Annotated in this window: 13 protein-coding genes; 12 read left to right on the forward strand and 1 reads right to left on the reverse strand. The window is 62.0% G+C overall.

Annotated features, from left to right (window positions below; translation table 11 throughout):
- The first annotated feature begins 39 nt into the window (after positions 1-39).
- The 6 genes from Mame_RS02145 (at position 40) to Mame_RS02170 (ending at position 6,538) form a co-directional block, all read left to right on the forward strand.
- Positions 40-1,236, forward strand: a complete 1,197-nt coding sequence (locus Mame_RS02145; RefSeq protein ID WP_018064573.1) for a CaiB/BaiF CoA transferase family protein — start codon at positions 40-42, stop codon at positions 1,234-1,236.
- Between the two features lie 73 nt (positions 1,237-1,309).
- Entirely contained in the window at positions 1,310-2,152 is an 843-nt protein-coding gene (locus tag Mame_RS02150) for an alpha/beta fold hydrolase (RefSeq protein ID WP_018064572.1), read from the forward strand.
- Positions 2,153-2,365: 213 nt separating this feature from the next.
- A complete protein-coding gene (locus Mame_RS02155; protein ID WP_026173431.1) occupies positions 2,366-3,433 on the forward strand; it encodes an ABC transporter substrate-binding protein in 1,068 nt (355 codons plus the stop codon).
- Between the two features lie 58 nt (positions 3,434-3,491).
- Positions 3,492-4,496, forward strand: a complete 1,005-nt coding sequence (locus Mame_RS02160; RefSeq protein ID WP_018064570.1) for a FecCD family ABC transporter permease — start codon at positions 3,492-3,494, stop codon at positions 4,494-4,496.
- Entirely contained in the window at positions 4,489-5,247 is a 759-nt protein-coding gene (locus Mame_RS02165) for an ABC transporter ATP-binding protein (protein ID WP_018064569.1), read from the forward strand. Before Mame_RS02160 ends, Mame_RS02165 begins: the two co-directional genes overlap by 8 nt.
- A complete protein-coding gene (locus tag Mame_RS02170) occupies positions 5,240-6,538 on the forward strand; it encodes a hypothetical protein (protein ID WP_018064568.1) in 1,299 nt (432 codons plus the stop codon). The genes Mame_RS02165 and Mame_RS02170 overlap by 8 nt, the downstream gene beginning before the upstream one ends.
- A gap of 133 nt (positions 6,539-6,671) precedes the next feature.
- Here Mame_RS02170 and Mame_RS02175 read toward each other — a convergent pair whose 3' ends face one another.
- The gene (locus Mame_RS02175; protein ID WP_018064567.1) at positions 6,672-7,625 is read right to left on the reverse strand and encodes an AraC family transcriptional regulator; all 954 of its coding nucleotides are present in this window, start codon (positions 7,623-7,625) and stop codon (positions 6,672-6,674) included.
- A 184-nt stretch (positions 7,626-7,809) separates the two neighbouring features.
- On the opposite strand from Mame_RS02175, the gene melA (Mame_RS02180) reads away from it, so the two are divergent.
- The 6 genes from melA (Mame_RS02180) (at position 7,810) to melA (Mame_RS02205) (ending at position 16,849) form a co-directional block, all read left to right on the forward strand.
- Positions 7,810-9,282, forward strand: coding sequence for an alpha-glucosidase/alpha-galactosidase (melA, locus tag Mame_RS02180; RefSeq protein WP_018064566.1), 1,473 nt, complete (start codon positions 7,810-7,812; stop codon positions 9,280-9,282).
- 144 nt (positions 9,283-9,426) lie between these two features.
- Positions 9,427-11,523, forward strand: coding sequence for an ABC transporter substrate-binding protein (locus tag Mame_RS02185; RefSeq protein ID WP_018064565.1), 2,097 nt, complete (start codon positions 9,427-9,429; stop codon positions 11,521-11,523).
- A 113-nt stretch (positions 11,524-11,636) separates the two neighbouring features.
- Positions 11,637-12,650 carry an ABC transporter permease gene (locus Mame_RS02190; protein WP_018064564.1) on the forward strand — a complete coding sequence of 338 codons (1,014 nt, stop codon included), beginning with the start codon at positions 11,637-11,639 and terminating at the stop codon, positions 12,648-12,650.
- On the forward strand, positions 12,647-13,771 hold the full coding sequence (locus Mame_RS02195) for an ABC transporter permease (RefSeq protein WP_018064563.1): 1,125 nt from the start codon (positions 12,647-12,649) through the stop codon (positions 13,769-13,771). Before Mame_RS02190 ends, Mame_RS02195 begins: the two co-directional genes overlap by 4 nt.
- A gap of 16 nt (positions 13,772-13,787) precedes the next feature.
- Entirely contained in the window at positions 13,788-15,458 is a 1,671-nt protein-coding gene (locus Mame_RS02200; RefSeq protein ID WP_018064562.1) for an ABC transporter ATP-binding protein, read from the forward strand.
- Between the two features lie 17 nt (positions 15,459-15,475).
- Positions 15,476-16,849 (forward strand): alpha-glucosidase/alpha-galactosidase, encoded by a 1,374-nt coding sequence (melA, locus tag Mame_RS02205; RefSeq protein WP_018064561.1) that lies wholly within the window; start codon positions 15,476-15,478, stop codon positions 16,847-16,849.
- The last annotated feature ends 25 nt before the right edge of the window (positions 16,850-16,874 follow it).

Below are 16,874 nucleotides of genomic sequence, written 5' to 3' on the forward strand. Positions count from 1 at the left end.
ATGAGGCAAGCTGTCGCCGGCAAACAGGAGGAGACCGGGATGATGCCCTTCGAAAGACTGCGGGTGATCGACGCCACCCATGTGCTGGCAGGTCCGTTCGCGGCCTATCAGATGGCCGTCATGGGCGCCGATGTGATCAAGATAGACCGGCCCGGCGACCCCGATCAGGTTCGTCTGCAGGGGCCTGACAGGGAATTGAGCGCGGCCGGAATGGGCACGACCTACCTGGCCCAGGGCGCCAACAAGCGGTCCGCCGCCCTGGATCTGAAGACCGCCGGCGGCCAGGAGGCGCTCAAGGCGCTTTTGAAGGATGCGGACGTCTTCATCGAGAACTATCGACCAGGCGCGCTCGCCGCGCTTGGCCTAGGCTATCAGGATATTGCGCGGATCAATCCGCGCATCGTCTATTGCTCCGTCTCGGCCTTTGGCCAGACCGGGCCGCGCGGGCCGGAAACCGGCTATGATTTCGTGTTCCAGGCCGTCGCCGGGCTGATGGCCCTCACCGGAACGGAGGAAAGCGGGCCGCTGAGGGCCGGGGCGCCCGTGGTCGATTACGCCACCGGCTACATGACCGCCTTTGCCATCACCGCCGCACTCTATCATCGCGAGCGCACGGGACGCGGCCAGCATATCGATCTTGCCATGTTCGACGCCACGCTGATGCTGATGAGCACGCATGTCACGGCGCTGACGGCGGGCGGCAAACCCCCTCACCCCGAAGGCAACCGCTTCAACGTGGCCGGCGTCGGCGCCTATGACACGGCCGATGGATTGCTGATGCTGGGCGCCGCGAACATGCGCCAGCAGAAGCGCCTCTGGCTGGCTCTTGGCCGTCCCGATATGGTCAAGACCGCCCATGCCGATCGCATCGACGCCCATGCCGAGGAGGCCGCCGTGCTGCGCGAAGCGATGCTGACCCGAACGGCGTCCGACTGGGAGGCCTTCTTCCGCCACCATGGCGTGCCGGCGGGCAAGGTGCGGCCGATGGAGGAGGCCCTCGCCGACCCGCAACTGAACCATCGCGGCGTGCTGCAACCGCTGCCGCAACCCCTTGGCCGCGCCGGGGAATACCGCGTGCCGGTGGCGCCCTTCCTGATGTCCGAAAGCAATCCGACAGTGCGAAGCCCGCCGCCGGCTCTCGGCCAGCATACAAGGGAAGTCCTGGCCGAGGCGGGCATTGATGACGGCCGGATCGCCGCGCTGATTTCCGAGGGCGCGGCTGTCCAGGCTTTATAAAGTTGTAAAATCATGTTTTTGATTTATTGTGTGACTGCCGCGCCGTGCGGCTGAAACCCTTGGAGGAGGAAACATGAAGACCATACTCGCAGCGATGGGACTGACCCTCGCGCTGACAGGAGCCGCGATGGCCGCCGGGATGCAGGAAAAGACCGTCATGAAAGGGGATCACCAGGTCGGCTATTCGGTCAGGGGCGATGGACCGCTGGTGGTGATGATTGCCTCGACCGGCCGAGGCTCGGCCGAGTTCGCCCCGCTCGCCGACCGTCTGGCCGAACGCGGCTACAAGGTAGCCCTGCCCGAACCGCGCGGCATCGGCCAGAGCAACGGCAAGATGGAGGACGTCAGCTTCCACGATTTCGGCGATGATTTCGCCGCCGTGATCGAACAGGAGGGCGGACCGGCCATCGTCGCGGGCCATGCCTATGGCCAGTGGATCGCCAAGACCGTGGCCGCCGATCACCCTGACCTGGTCAGCGGCGTCGTTCTGCTGGCGGGCGGCGCCAAGTCGTGGCCGCCGGAACTGTCGGACGCGATCACCATGATCAACGACCCGAACTCGACCCGCGATCAGAAGATGCAGGGGCTGATGCTGGCCTTCTTCACCGACGAGGAAACCGCCGAGCCATGGCTGGAGGGTTGGCATCAGGACGTCACCCAGAGCCAGCGCGCGGCGCGCAAGCAGACCGATCGCGACAGCTACTGGTCGGGCGGCACCGCACCGATCCTCGACCTGCAGGGCGGTTCCGACCCGTTCCGCCCCGAGGAATCGCGCAACGAGGTGCGCGACGAACTGGGCGCCGACCGCGTGACGGTCGTGGTGATCGACGGGGCGAGCCACGCCCTGCCCGCCGCCAAACCCGTCGAGACGGCGGACGCCATCGCCGACTGGGCGGACGGCATCGTCAAGCAGTAGGCCCTTGGATCGGACCATCGGGCGCGCGAAGACAGCGCCCGATGGCCGCATACCTTGTTGCGACGCGACAGATCAACAGGACCATCATCGTTGCAGGGCCCGCGGCCGGGCACCCCTGCTGGCCCAAATAATACTTGACTATAATATTCATATTTGATTTCTCAAGGCAGGATTTTCGAGCCTTCGAACGAAGGCCTGCCAGAGGAGTCGCGAATGTCAAATCGTCTTGGAATGGTGTCGGCGGTTATCGGGTTGCTTTGCCTTTCCGCACCGGCCGCCGCTCTGGCGGAAAGCGCGTTCACCGATCATCGCGGAAAGACGATCACGTTCCAGACGCCGCCGGAGCGGGTCGTCACGATTGTCCGTTCCGCACCGATCATCTATCGGGCGGTCGACGGGACGGCCGACCACATTGTCGGGATGAACAAGGACTCCCTCGACCGCTATTTCACCGAGGGCATCTACACCGAAATCATCCCGGAAATGTCGAAGATCAGCACGAGTGCCGCGCAGGAGGGCTTCGTGCCGAACGTCGAGGCGATCCTGGCCGAAAAGCCGGATGCGGTGATCCAGTGGACCCACGACGAGAAGCTGATCGAGCCGCTTGAACGGGTCGGCCTGACCGTTGTCGGCTGGCAGTGCTGCACGGAGCAGGACAGGCTCGATTACCTGACGCTGACCGGCTACATGACCGGCCGCAACGACCGGGCGCAGGCCATTCTCAAGTCCCAGTCCGATGCTCTCGAAGCGCTCGGCGACAAGGTGTCAGACCTTGAGGAAGCCGATATGCCGTCCGTCCTGCATATCGACCAGATCGGCGATCAGTTCCGCGTCATCGCCAACGGCTCGCAGGACCTATCCCTCAGCGGCGTGACCAACCCGGCGGCCGATGGCAGCGGCGAGTGGTGGCGCACGGTCGACATGGAGCAGCTCCTGGTCTGGAATCCGGACATCATCGTCATTCCGGCCTATGCCGCCGAGCTCAACCCGCAGGATTTCTTCGACGATCCGCTGCTCGCGAACATGGCGGCGGTCAAGGCCAGGCGCGTCTACAAGCAGCCGGTCTTCGCCAGAACCCCGGACGCGCCGGAAATCTTCCTGACCTCGGTCTGGCTCGCGGCGATCGCCCACGGCACCGACTATGCGCCGGAATTCAAGACCCAGATCGGGGATGTCTACAGGCTTATCTACGGCGCCGATCTCTCCGGCGCCCAGATCGAGGCCATTCTCGAAAGCGACAGCAACGCGCCTGCATCCGACTATGCCGAAACCTTCGGCTGAGGCTGCGCCCGAAAACAGGTCTACCGTCCCGGCGGGACGAAAACTGACGACAATTGCCGTGCTGCCGGGCCTTATCGTGCTGCTGGTAGTGGCAGTCCTGTATTCCGTGACGATTGGCCGCTATGATCTCTCGATCAGGGAGGTCGCCCTGATCCTGATCGAAAACATCCATCCGCTTGTCGTGCCCTATTGGGATCCGGTCAAGGAGGTCGTCGTCGAGCAGGTGCGTCTGCCGAGAATACTCGCCGCCGTTCTCATCGGCTTCGGCCTGTCCATTTCAGGGGCGTCGCTGCAGGGGTTGTTCCGCAATCCGCTCGTCGATCCGGGCATCATCGGCGTCACGGCAGGCGCTGGTTTCGGCGGTACGCTTGCCATTCTTCTCGGCCTCCAGGGCTATGGCCTGATGCTGACGGCCTTTCTGTTCGGCCTCGGCAGCGTGCTTCTGGTCAAGCTTCTCTCGACGGTACGCGGGCGCACCAGCATGCTGACGCTGGTGCTTGCCGGCGTGGTGATCTCGGCGTTCTTCTCGGCGGCGATTTCGATCGCCAAGCTTCTGGCCGACCCGTTCCAGAAACTGCCTTCAATAACGTACTGGCTCATGGGCAGCATCGCATCCAGCAGCTATTCGGACGTGCTGCTGATCCTTGTTTCCGTGGCGCCGGCCTCCATCGCGATCTATCTGCTGCGGTTTCAGATCAACATCATGTCGCTCGGCGAGGAGAAGGCACGGGCGCTCGGCGTCCGCGTCGTTCTCGTGCAATGGATCATCCTTTTGACCTCCGCGCTGATATCGGCCGGGGTTGTCGCGACCTCGGGCATCATCGGCTGGGTCGGTCTTGTCATTCCCCACGTCGCCCGCGCCCTCGTTGGCGCGGACCACCAGCGCATGCTGCCGGTTGCCGGCGTTCTCGGCGCAATCTACCTGCTGATGGTCGACAATCTGGCGCGCACCCTGACCACCGCCGAAATTCCGCTTGGCATCATCACGGCGCTCATCGGTGTGCCGGTCTTCGCGGTCATTCTGCGCCGCCTGCACGCGAAAGGAGGCTGGGCCGGTGATTGAAGCCCGTGACCTCACCGTGGAGAGAGGCGGCCGGACGATTCTGGAGGGATACAACCTCCGCCTCGACAAGGGCCGCACCCTCGCCATCCTCGGCGCAAACGGGGTCGGAAAGACGACTCTGATCAGCGTCCTGACGGGGCTCATCCAGCCAAGATCCGGAAGGCTTATGGTCCACGGACAGGTCGGTTTCGTGCCGCAACTCTTCGAAGTGTCGTTTGCCTATTCCGCCCTGGACATCGCCCTGATGGGACGCGCGCGGCATCTCGGGCTCTTCGGCGCGCCGGGACGCAGGGACTACGAGATCGTCCGTCACTTCCTCTCCATGCTCGGCATCGAGGCTCTGGAGACGCAGGCCTTCAATGCGTTGAGCGGCGGTCAGCGGCAATTGGTGATGATCGCCCAGGCCCTTGCTTCGGAATGCGATCTTCTGGTGCTGGACGAACCCTGCGCGGCGCTGGATTACAAGAACCAGGACAAGGTTCTGGAACTCCTTCACCGGCTGCAGGTCGAGCGTGGCATGACGATCGTCTTTTCCACCCACATGCCGCAGCATGCCGTCGAAATCGCAACGGACGTGCTGCTGATGACCAGCGGGAGCCGCTATGTCTGCGGCCCGACTGAACAGGCCCTCGACGCCAACAATCTGAGCGAACTCTACGATCTGCCGATCGCGCGGGCGGATTTTTCCGGCACGAAAAAACATACCTATGCGCCGCTGTTCCGTCACCGGGGAGAGAAAACCGATGCCTGACCTCCGTGCCCCCACAAAGGGAATTGCCTACATCCACTGGGGCAATAGCTGGCAGATTCGCAGCTTCCGGGATTTCCGCCACCATCTCGACGATCTCATCTACATAGATGACCTGCCGAAGGTGGATCTTTCGGCCTACAAGGCCGTTGTCATGCCCGATGCGATGGATGCCGAGGCAGCCCGGCCCCATGCCGGGCAGCTCAATGCCTACCTGCACAATGGCGGCTTCCTCGTCGTCATGCTCCAGGGCCACGCCGACTGGCTGGACATTCCCGGCCTGAAGTGGTCACCAGGCAATTGTCGCGACTGGCTGTGGTGGACGAAGGGGGACAAGCTCGAAATCCGGCTGAGCGAGCCGCGCCATCCGATCACCGAGGCGATGCCGCTTGCCCACATGAGCTGGCATTGGGGCGGATCCTACAACGTGCCGGACGGCGCGCGCTCGATCCTGGAGATCGAGGACGACGGCGGCAGCCTCTTCCTTGATTTTCCGGCACTTCCCGGCGGCGGTCGGCTGTTGCTGGCCTCCCTCGATCCGCATTCGCACAATGGCCAGCGGTTCATGCCGGCAACGACCCGGTTCCTACAGTCCTTCTACCCCTGGCTGAACCGGGAACTCGGGATCGAAAGGCGAAAGCCGAACCGCTTTACCTATCTCCAGTGCAGCCATGTCCCGAGCGAATGGCAACCCGACTGGATCGGCCCAAACCTGGAAGCGGAAGGGTTTGAAGTGAGGTTCGCGCCCCTCTACGAACTCGGCCCCGACCTGCTGGCGGCAACCGACACGCTCTATCTGCCAAGCAGCCATGACGAGATCTTCCTGAAGCGCAGGGCGGACGACCTGCTCGGCTTTCTTGCGCAAGGCGGCAACCTGATCATCTGCGCCGAGCCCTGCCAGCCCTGGCTTCCGTTCATGGCCCCGTTCCGGGCCGTCCCGCCCCGCCCTTTCGCCAATATCAAGGTCCGGGTGCGCGACGATCGCTTCGGAATATTCGGCAATTTCGGCGAGGGCTTCGACGGCTGGAAGGGCATTTACGGCCAATATGCGCGCGGCTGGACGGATGCACCGCCAGGCGCGATCTGGCTGACGGATGTGGGCACGGAGATGGACCCGAAACCGGCGGACTGGCTCTGGCAGTATCCAGCGGACGACGAGCGGGGCGGCTACGTCTTCATGCACAATGGAGACAACATGACCCGCTATCCGGATCACGGACCCGAGAAGGAAGCCCTTGTCGCCAACATCGCCAAGGCACTCCAGAGACTTTCGATCGGCGACCTGCTGATGTGAGGATTGCATCAAGCCGGCCTCGCGACTCTTGCCCCGTGCGGCGGATTTTCGTGTCCGTCATCTCAACGGAATTCTCCGTGTAGATCAGTCCGCGCACCCGCAACCCGACCCAAAAGCTGCGGATCGATAATATCTAGTCCGCGTCTGCTTCTGGATATTCGACCGGCTCCTTTTGCAGAGCGGGTGGGCTGGTTTCCGTATTCATTGTCATAATGCTGGCGGCGAGGCCGATCTTCCTGAACTCCGTGGGACTGACGCGGAAGTAGCGGCGGAACACTTTGGCAAAATAGTTTGGGTCGGCGAAACCGGCCATGCCGGAGACTTCCTTGACGGTATGGTCGCCGCTTGCCAAAAGCCGGGTCGATTGTTTCAGGCGGCGCAGAAGTACATATTCTGCGGGCGGCATGCCCTCCGACTGTGCAAAGAGCCGTGAGAAATGCGAGCGGCTGAAGCCCGAGATTTCCGCCAGCCTGTCCACCGGCAACGGCTTATCGAGATTGGCATCGATGTAATGGATGACCCGCTGCATCGCCCGGCTTTCCACCGGCGGCATGGTGTGAACGCCGAAAACGTCATCATAAAGCAGCATGGTCACCTCATAGGCGACGGCGGAGGCCCGGGCCGGGGTGTCGGTTTCCGATGAAAGCAGGCGTGCGAGACAATCGGCAAGCTGGTTGACTGTCTCCTCCTTGAGTTTCAGCACCGGGCCGGTGGTCGCCAGAACCGCTCTTTGGATGCGCATCGCCTCCTCGCCGTTGAGCGAAATCCAGAAGAATTCCCAGTAACCGTCCTCCTCCAGCCAGTAACGGTGGTTGTGTGGGATGAGGGTGAGCATGGTTTCACCCGGACGGATACGATAGGTCTGGTTCTCGAAACGCAGGTTTCCCGCACCGGCAATCGTGTACTGGATCACCGAGAACGGGCTCTGGCCGCGACGCCTTCCATCCCACTGATAGTCCGGCTTGGTTCGGATTTCATAGCCGGCGCTGACCGGCATGGCATGCAGGTCCTGATGGCCGCGAGGCAGGGAAATCAGCCGCCCGATCGGCGCTTTTGCCCGCAATTCCTGCAGCACAAAATTACCCATGAAAGCACAATCCCTCTCTGTAATGTTCTCCTGTCTGCTGCATAATGCGCGTCAGGAGTTTGAAAACAAGCGCTACAGCCAATACATTTCGGCCTGGGCCACGCCTTTCGGTGCGGCCCGGTGGACCGGTATCTGTTGCGTTGGATTTTACCCTGCATGTTGGTCTTAGTTCAGGGAGGCGGCTATGAGCGCTTTCAAAATAGCCATTATCGGCGCTGGCAGCGTCGGTTTCACCAAGACGCTGTTCAAGGATATTCTGTGCGTTCCGGAGTTCGCGGACATCGAAGTGGCGCTGACGGATATCAGCGAGAAAAATCTGACGATGGTGAAAACCATCCTCGAGAAGATCGTCGAGGCCAACGGCCTGCCGACCACCATCACCGCGACCACAGACCGCCGCAAGGCAATCGAGGGCGCGCGCTATGTGATTTCCTGCGTGCGCGTCGGCGGGCTTGAGGCTTACGCCGACGATATCCGCATTCCGCTGAAATACGGCGTCGACCAGTGCGTTGGCGATACGATCTGCGCCGGCGGCATTCTCTATGGCCAGCGCAACATCCCGGTCATTCTGGATTTCTGCAAGGACATCCGCGAAGTGGCCGAGCCCGGCGCCCGCTTCCTCAACTATGCCAATCCGATGGCGATGAACACCTGGGCAGCCAATGAATACGGCAAGGTCGAGACGATCGGCCTGTGCCACGGCGTCCAGCACGGCGCGGAGCAGATCGCGGAAGTGCTCGGCGTAAAACAGGACGAACTCGACTATATCTGCTCCGGCATCAACCATCAGACCTGGTTCACCGATCTGCGCGTCAACGGCCGCAAAATCGGTAAAGACGAGTTGATCGCGGCCTTCGAGGCGCATCCGGTGATCTCGAAGCAGGAAAAGGTCCGCATCGACGTACTGAAGCGCTTCGGGGTCTACTCGACCGAAAGCAACGGCCACCTGTCCGAATACCTGCCCTGGTATCGCAAGCGCCCGGAGGAAATCACCCGCTGGATCGACATGTCAGACTGGATCCATGGCGAAACCGGCGGCTATCTGCGCTACACGGCGGAAAACCGCAACTGGTTCGAGACGGAATATGACGGATTCCTTGAAGATGCGGCAAAACCCATCGACCCGAGGAAGCGCTCGAGCGAACATGCCAGCTACATCCTCGAAGGGCTGGAGACCGGCCGGGTCTATCGCGGCCATTTCAACCGCAAGAACAACGGCGTGATCACCAATCTGCCGGATGACTGCATCATTGAATCGCCCGGCTTCGTCGACCGCTTCGGCCTCAACATGGTTGCCGGCATCACGCTGCCGGAGGCATGTGCTGCAACCTGCATGGCCTCGATCAACGTTCAGCGCATGTCGGTTCATGCGGCCGTGACCGGCGACCTCGATCTTCTGAAACTGGCCGTCCTGCACGATCCGCTGGTCGGCGCCGTCTGCACGCCGGAGGAGGTCTGGCAGATGGTGGACGAGATGGTCGTCGCCCAGGCCGAATGGCTGCCGCAATATGCCCATGCCATCGACGGTGCGAAAGAGCGGCTTGCAAAGGCAACGGTCAGGACGCGCGAATGGGAAGGGGCGGCCCGCCGCCACATTCGCTCGGTCGATGAAATGCGCGCGGAAAAGGAAGCCGAGCGCGCGGCGGCCAACGCCTGACGTTTTTAATCTCGACCGGTCCGGCGGCATGCCGGTCCGGTCTTTCCTGTTCCGGCGGCCTTGTGGGTAGGAGCCTTGCCGACGGAACAACCGGCGAAAGGCCAGAAGCCTTCGCATTCAGTGTCAACACGGGAGGACGACACGATGACATCTCACCTTTCTGCCCGGCATCTGGCCAGTGTCCTGGCCGCCGGAATTTCAACCCTTGCCCTTGTTTCCGGGACGCTCGCTTCGGAAATGACCGTGGTGCCGCCGCAGCCGGATTTCCCGGCCCAGGCCAAGATCACCTATGTGCCGCGCAACGCGATCGAGGAATTTAGATCGCTGCCATCCTATTTAGAACCGGAATGGGTGACGGAGCAATTTGTCGAGACCGGCGCGCTGCCGCCGGTCGAGGAACGGCTGCCGAAGGAGCCGCTGGTCTTCAAGACCGGCAACATGCCTGACGGCATCGGCGTTTATGGCGGCACGTTGCGCCATGTGGTCGGCGGCCGTCCGGAAGGCTGGAACTACCAGGCCGGCCAGGCGCAGGGCTGGGGCGGCATCGATATCGCCATGTATGAATGCCTGACCCGCACCGCCCAGCTTTATCAGGTCGAGGCCAGCGACATGGAGCCGCTGCCGAACCTTGCGAAAAGCTGGGAATGGTCGGAAGACGGACACACGCTGACCATGCATCTGATCGAGGGTGCGAAATGGTCCGACGGCGTGCCGTTCACGTCCGAAGACGTGATCTTCATGTGGGAAGACAATATCGTCGACCCCAACGTATCGCCGCTCAATGGCGCATCGCGCGAAACCTTCGGCTCCGACACGACGCTGAAGGCCGTGGACGACTACACGGTCGAATGGACCTTTGCGGAAGCCTTCCCGCGCCAATATCTGTTCAACATGGCCTATGGCGATTTCTGCCCCGGCCCGGCGCATATCCTGAAGACCAAGCATCCGAAATATGCCGATACGACCTATGACGAGTATCGCAATGGCTTTCCGCCGGAAATGCTGAACTGGCCGGTCATGGGCGCCTGGGCGCCGGTCGAGTATCGACCCGAGGATATCGTCGTTCTGCGCCGCAATCCCTATTACTGGAAAGTCGATGAGGACGGCCACCAGCTGCCCTACATCGATGAACTGCAATACAAGCTCTCGACCTGGGCCGACCGCGACATCCAGACGATCGCGGGCTCCGCCGACCTTTCCAATCTCGAACAGCCGGAAAACTTCGTCGTGGCGCTGCGCCGCGCCGCCGAGGCGGATGCGCCCGCAAGGCTAGCCTTCGGTCCGCGCCTCATCGGCTACAATATGCGCATGAACCTTTCCGGCAATGGCTGGGGCGAGCCGGACGAACGCGAAGAGGCCGTGCGCGAACTCAACCGCAACCCGGACTTCCGCAAGGCGGTGACGATGGCGATCGACCGTCAGGCGCTTGGCGATTCACTGGTCCGCGGCCCCTTCACCGCCATCTATCCCGGCGGCCTGAATTCCGGCACCAGCTTCTATGACCGGGAATCGACCTATTACTACCCCTATGATCCCGAAGGGGCGAAGGAACTGCTTGCCTCGATCGGCCTTGAGGACACGGACGGCAATGGCTTCGTCAATTGGCCGGAAGGCACGCTTGGCGGGCAGGATGTCGATATCGTGGTCTCGCTGAGTTCCAACTACACGACCGACCTCAGCCTCGCCGAGGGTCTGATCGGCCAGTTGCAGCAGGTGGGCCTCAGGGTGGTGCAGAACGCCATCGAGAACAATCAGTTCGACAACCAGCGCCGGGCCGGCAAGTTCGACTGGATGATCCTGCGCAATCCGCCGGCTCTGGCATCCGTGATGCAGGGAACCACCGGCCTTGCGCCCGTGGGACCGCGCACCAGCGAACATCACCGCGCCGGCCCCGACGGCACGCTCGACCTGATGCCCTATGAGGAACAGATGGTCGATATCATAGACCGGTTCATCGCCACCGACGACAATGCCGAGCGGGCCGAGCTGATGAAGCAGTATCAGACCGTCGTGACGCAGAATGTCGATATGGTCGGGTTGACGGAATATCCAGGCGCGCTGATCGTCAACAAGCGGTTCGACAATGTCGCCCCCGGCGCGCCGATCTTCATGTTCAACTGGGCGGAAGACGCCATTATCCGCGAGCGCATGTTCGTTCCGGCTGACGAGCAGCAGGACTATCAGCTGTTTCCGGAAACGCTTCCCGGCAAGCTGGGCGGTGACGGCCCGGTCAGCGGCTGACACCCGAAAGCGTCGCGGCGGCTCTTGCGAAAGCGCCGCCGCCAACCGCGCGGACCGGCAACCCTGTTCTCCTCCAGTTGCCGGTCCGCACAGACAAGGGACGCAAGGATAAAATGGCACGATTTCTGTTCAACCGGATCATGTCGGGGCTGATGCTGCTGTTCGTGCTCAGCATCGTGACCTTCGTCATCATCCAGGCCCCGCCGGGTGATTACAGCGATTACATCCGCTCGCAGGCGATCAACCAGGGCGGTGCCTCCTTCGAGCAGGCGGACCGGCAGGCCGAGGCCTATCGCGAGACCCACGGCCTCAACGATCCGCTTCCCGTGCAGTATCTCAACTGGGTGAAAGGCATCGTCTTCCACGGCGATTTCGGCCAGAGCCTGTACTATAACAAACCCGTCTCCGACGTCGTCGCGCAACGATTGCCACGCACGCTGGCGCTGGCGCTGACCTGCCACATCCTGGCTTCCATTCTCGGTATCGGCTTCGGCATCGTCGCGGCCACGCGCCAATATAGCTGGATCGACACGGCGCTGTCGGGGGTCGCCTTTCTCGGCATGACGGTGCCGCGCTTTTTGATGGCGCTGATCATCGTCTATGTCCTCGTCTTCCATTTCGACGTCAATGAAGTGGGAAGTTTCTTCTCGCCGCAATATGGCGGCGCGCCCTGGTCCTGGGGCAAGTTCGTCAATCTCGTGCAGCATATCTGGCCGGTCGTCGCGATCGCGACATTCGGCGGGCTCGCCTATAATATGCGGGTCATGCGCGGCAACCTGCTCGACACGCTGAACATGCAATATGTCGAGACCGCGCGCGCCAAGGGGCTTTCAGAGCGCAAGGTGATCATGCGCCATGCCGTGCCCAATGCGCTGCATCCGCTCGTCATGTATCAGGGCGTTGTCCTGCCCTACATGCTGACCGGCGAAATCGAGGTCGCCATCATCTTCGCGCTGCCGACCGTCGGTCCGGCCATCGTCGGCTCGATGCAGGTGGGCGACGTCTATGTCACGGCGACCTTCATGCTGCTGCTCTCGGCCATGCTGCTAATCGGCAACATCATCGCCGACCTTCTGCTCGTGGCCCTTGATCCGCGCGTCAGACAGACCGGGAGGGCCGCGGCATGACCGACAACATCCTGCAAACCGTCGATACCGTCAAAGAACCGGAAGCCAACAAGAACGAAACCTATCTGGCGCTGGTCTGGCGCAGGCTGAAACGCTCCTTTTCCGGCATGATGGGCCTGATCCTGGTGGTCTTCCTGCTGTTCGTCGCCGTGTTCGCCGATTTCCTGTCGCCCGCCGATCCGCGCGTCACCGGGGCCTCCTACCAGCCGCCGCAGATGGTCACTGTGTTTGGCAAGGACGGCGAATTCGTGTTTCCGCCGCGCGTCTACCCGCTCGGCGATACCGGCGAACTGGACCCGATCACCTTCCAGCCGCTTGTCGGCAAGGATTACGACAACCCGCAGATCATCGGTCTGTTCGTGAAGGGCGCACCCTACAAGCTGCTCGGCTTCATTCCCGCCGGCCGCCATTTCATCGGCGCGACCGATGGCTCGGTGATCCATTTTCTCGGCACCGACAAGCTCGGCCGGGACGTGCTGTCGCGCATTCTCTACGGCTCGCGGATTTCGCTTCTGATCGCGCTCACCGTGGTGACCGTCGTTACCATCGTCGGAACATCCGTCGGCATGACCTCGGGATATTTCGGCGGGCCGGTGGATTCGTGGATCCAGCGCTTCGTCGAACTGGTGCTCGCCTTTCCGCAACTGCCTTTCTATCTGGCGCTGGCCTCGCTCATTCCCGTGACCGCGCCGACCAAGGTGTTCTTGGGCTTCGTCATCGCGGTGATGTCGGCGCTCGGCTGGGCGCAGATGTCGCGCGAGGTGCGCGGCAAGACGATGGGGCTGGTGCGCATGGATTATGTGCGCGCGGCCATCGCCGTCGGCGCCACCGACAAGCGCATCATCTTCCGCCATATCCTGCCCAACGTGATGAGCCATGTGATCGTAGCGGTCACACTTGCAATCCCCACGGTCGTGCTGCTCGAGGCTTTCCTTGGCTTCCTCGGCTTTGCTGTGAAGCCGCCGATGATTTCCTGGGGGCTGATGCTGCGCGACACCTCCAATTATGCGGTGATCGGCGCCTATCCCTGGCTGTTGTCGCCCGTCGCCTTCGTGCTTTTGACCGTCTTCGCCTTCAACGCGTTCGGCGACGGGTTGCGCGATGCCATCGACCCCTATTGAGAAGGAGACGCTTTCGATGACTGACGACCTCAGACATGACACGGCGCCTTCCACCCGGCGCGACCATGGCGCACAGCAGGGCGAGCCGATCATCGACGCCCGCAATGTCGCCGTCGATATCGCGGTCGAGGACGGCACGGTGAATGCAGTGCGCGATGTCTCGTTCCAGCTCTTTCGCGGCGAGACCATCGCCATCGTCGGCGAGTCCGGCTCTGGCAAGTCCGTCACGGCCCGGACGGTGATGGGGCTTCTTCCCAAGCGCGCAAGCGTCGGCAAGGGAGCCACGATAAATTATAACGGAGAGGACGTTCTCAAATTCTCTGAACGCCGGCGTCGAGACATGCGCGGATCGCGGATTTCGATGATCTTTCAGGAGCCGATGAGTTCGCTGAACCCGATCTACACGATCGGATCGCAGATTATTGAAGCCATCCAGACCCATCGCCGCGTGAGCCGCAAAGATGCGGAAGCCGAAACCCTGGAGCTTCTGAAACAGGTTCAGATCCCAGAACCGGAGGCGCGCCTAAAACAATATCCGCACCAGCTTTCCGGCGGGCAGCGCCAGCGCGTGATGATCGCCATGGCGCTTGCCAACAAGCCGGACGTACTGATCGCCGACGAACCGACCACGGCGCTGGACGTGACGGTGCAGGCGCAGATCCTCGGCCTGATCCGGGACTTGCAATTGGAACTCGGCATGGCCGTCATCCTGATCACCCACGACCTGACCGTGGTCCAGCATTTCTCGGATTATGTCTATGTGATGAGCGAAGGCGTGGTGCGCGAGCACAACGCGACCAGGGCGCTTTTCGCCGACCCGCAGCACCCCTACACGAAAAAGCTCCTCAGTTCCGAGCCCTCCGGCGAGGCCAATCCGCTGCCGGAAGGATCGCAGACCATCCTGGAGGGCCGGGACGTTCGGGTCGCCTTCACGCTGAAGACCGGCACCTTCTTCAAATCCAGCTACAGCCAGCTTGTCGCGGTCAACGATCTGTCGATTACACTCAAGAAGCATGAAACGCTGGGACTTGTGGGCGAAAGCGGATCGGGAAAAACCACCTTCGGCCAGGCATTGCTGAGGCTGATCCATACAGATGGCGGCACGGTGCTTTTCGACGAGAAGCACATCGAGGGGCTCTCCCGCGAGCAGCTCAGGCCATTGCGCTCGCGCATGCAGGTGGTGTTTCAGGATCCGTTTTCCTCGCTCAATCCGCGCATGACGATCGGCCAGATCATCGAGGAAGGGCTGATCGTCAACAATATCGGCTCGTCCGGCAAGGACCGCAACGAACGGGTGCGCGATGCCCTCGTCGATGCCGGCCTGCCGGGCTCGATCACCCACCGGTTTCCGCACGAGTTTTCCGGCGGCCAGCGCCAGCGCATCGCCATTGCCCGCGCCGTGGCGCTGGAGCCGGAGTTCATCCTGCTCGACGAGCCGACCTCGGCGCTCGATCTCTCCGTGCAGGCGCAGATCATCGAACTCCTGCGCAAGCTCCAGAGCGAGCGCGGCTTGAGCTACCTCTTCATCTCGCATGACCTCAAGGTCGTGCGGGCGCTATGCCACCGTGTCTGCGTCATGCAGCACGGCAAAATCGTTGAACAGGGTCCAGTGCGCGATGTGCTGGAAAACCCGCAGACAGACTATACGAAGCGGCTGGTCAAGGCCGCCTTCGAAGTTGCCGCCTGAATTTGAGGAATTACACAATGGCAAGACAACCCAAGATCACCTTTATCGGCGCCGGCTCCACGGTTTTCATGAAAAACATCATCGGCGACGCCTTGCAGCGTCCGGCCCTGAAGGATGCGTCCATCGCCCTGATGGACCTCAATCCGGAGCGGCTTGCCGAAAGCGAGATCGTTGCCGGCAAGCTCGCGCGCACGCTCGGCTCGAAATCGGTGATCACCACCCACACCAGTCAGCGCGAGGCGCTGGATGGTGCCGATTTCGTCGTCGTGGCCTTCCAGATCGGCGGCTATGAACCGGCCACCGTGACCGATTTCGAGGTGCCGAAGAAATATGGCCTGCGCCAGACGATCGCCGATACGCTCGGTGTCGGCGGCATCATGCGGGGCCTCAGAACCGTGCCGCATCTCTGGTCGATCTGCGAGGACATGACGCAAATCTGCCCCGACGCCATTCTGCTGCAATATGTGAACCCGATGGCGATCAACACCTGGGCGATTGCGGAAAAATACCCGAACATCAAGCAGGTCGGCCTCTGCCATTCGGTGCAGGGCACGGCGGGCGAACTGGCGCACGACCTCGACATTCCCTATGAGGAAATCCGTTACCGCTCGGCCGGCATCAACCACATGGCGTTCTTCCTGAAATTCGAACATCGCCAGGCCGATGGCAGCTACCGCGACCTCTATCCGGATCTGGTGCGCGGCTACCGCGAGGGCCGGTTCCCGAAACCGTCAAGCTGGAACCCCCGCTGCCCCAACAAGGTGCGTTACGAGATGCTGACGCGGCTCGGCTATTTCGTCACGGAAAGCTCCGAGCATTTTGCCGAATATACGCCCTATTTCATCAAGGAAGGCCGCGAGGACCTGATCGAGACATTCGGCATTCCGCTCGATGAGTATCCCGTCCGCTGCGTCGAGCAGATCGCCAAATGGAAGGATCAGGCGGAGGAATACAGGAAGGCCGATGAAATCAAGGTCGAGCAGAGCAAGGAATATGCCTCGTCGATCATGAATTCGGTGTGGACCGGCGAGCCTTCGGTCATTTACGGCAATGTCCGCAACAATGGTTGCATCACCTCGCTGCCGGAAAACTGCGCGGCGGAAGTGCCCTGCCTCGTCGATGCCTCCGGCATTCAGCCGACCTATGTCGGCGACCTGCCGCCGCAACTGACGGCCCTCGTCCGCACCAATATCAATGTGCAGGAACTGACGGTGGCGGCGCTCATCAACGAAAACCGCGAACATCTCTATCACGCCGCGATGATGGACCCGCACACGGCCGCCGAACTCGACCTCGACCAGATCTGGTCGCTGGTCGACGACCTGCTGATCGCCCATCACGACTGGATACCGGAATGGGCGCGCCTTGCCCGGCAGGCGCGCTCGGCCTGAGGCGGCACGGCGACGACGACCGCGA

It is taken from the genome of Martelella mediterranea DSM 17316 (assembly GCF_002043005.1).
Lineage (GTDB): Bacteria > Pseudomonadota > Alphaproteobacteria > Rhizobiales > Rhizobiaceae > Martelella > Martelella mediterranea.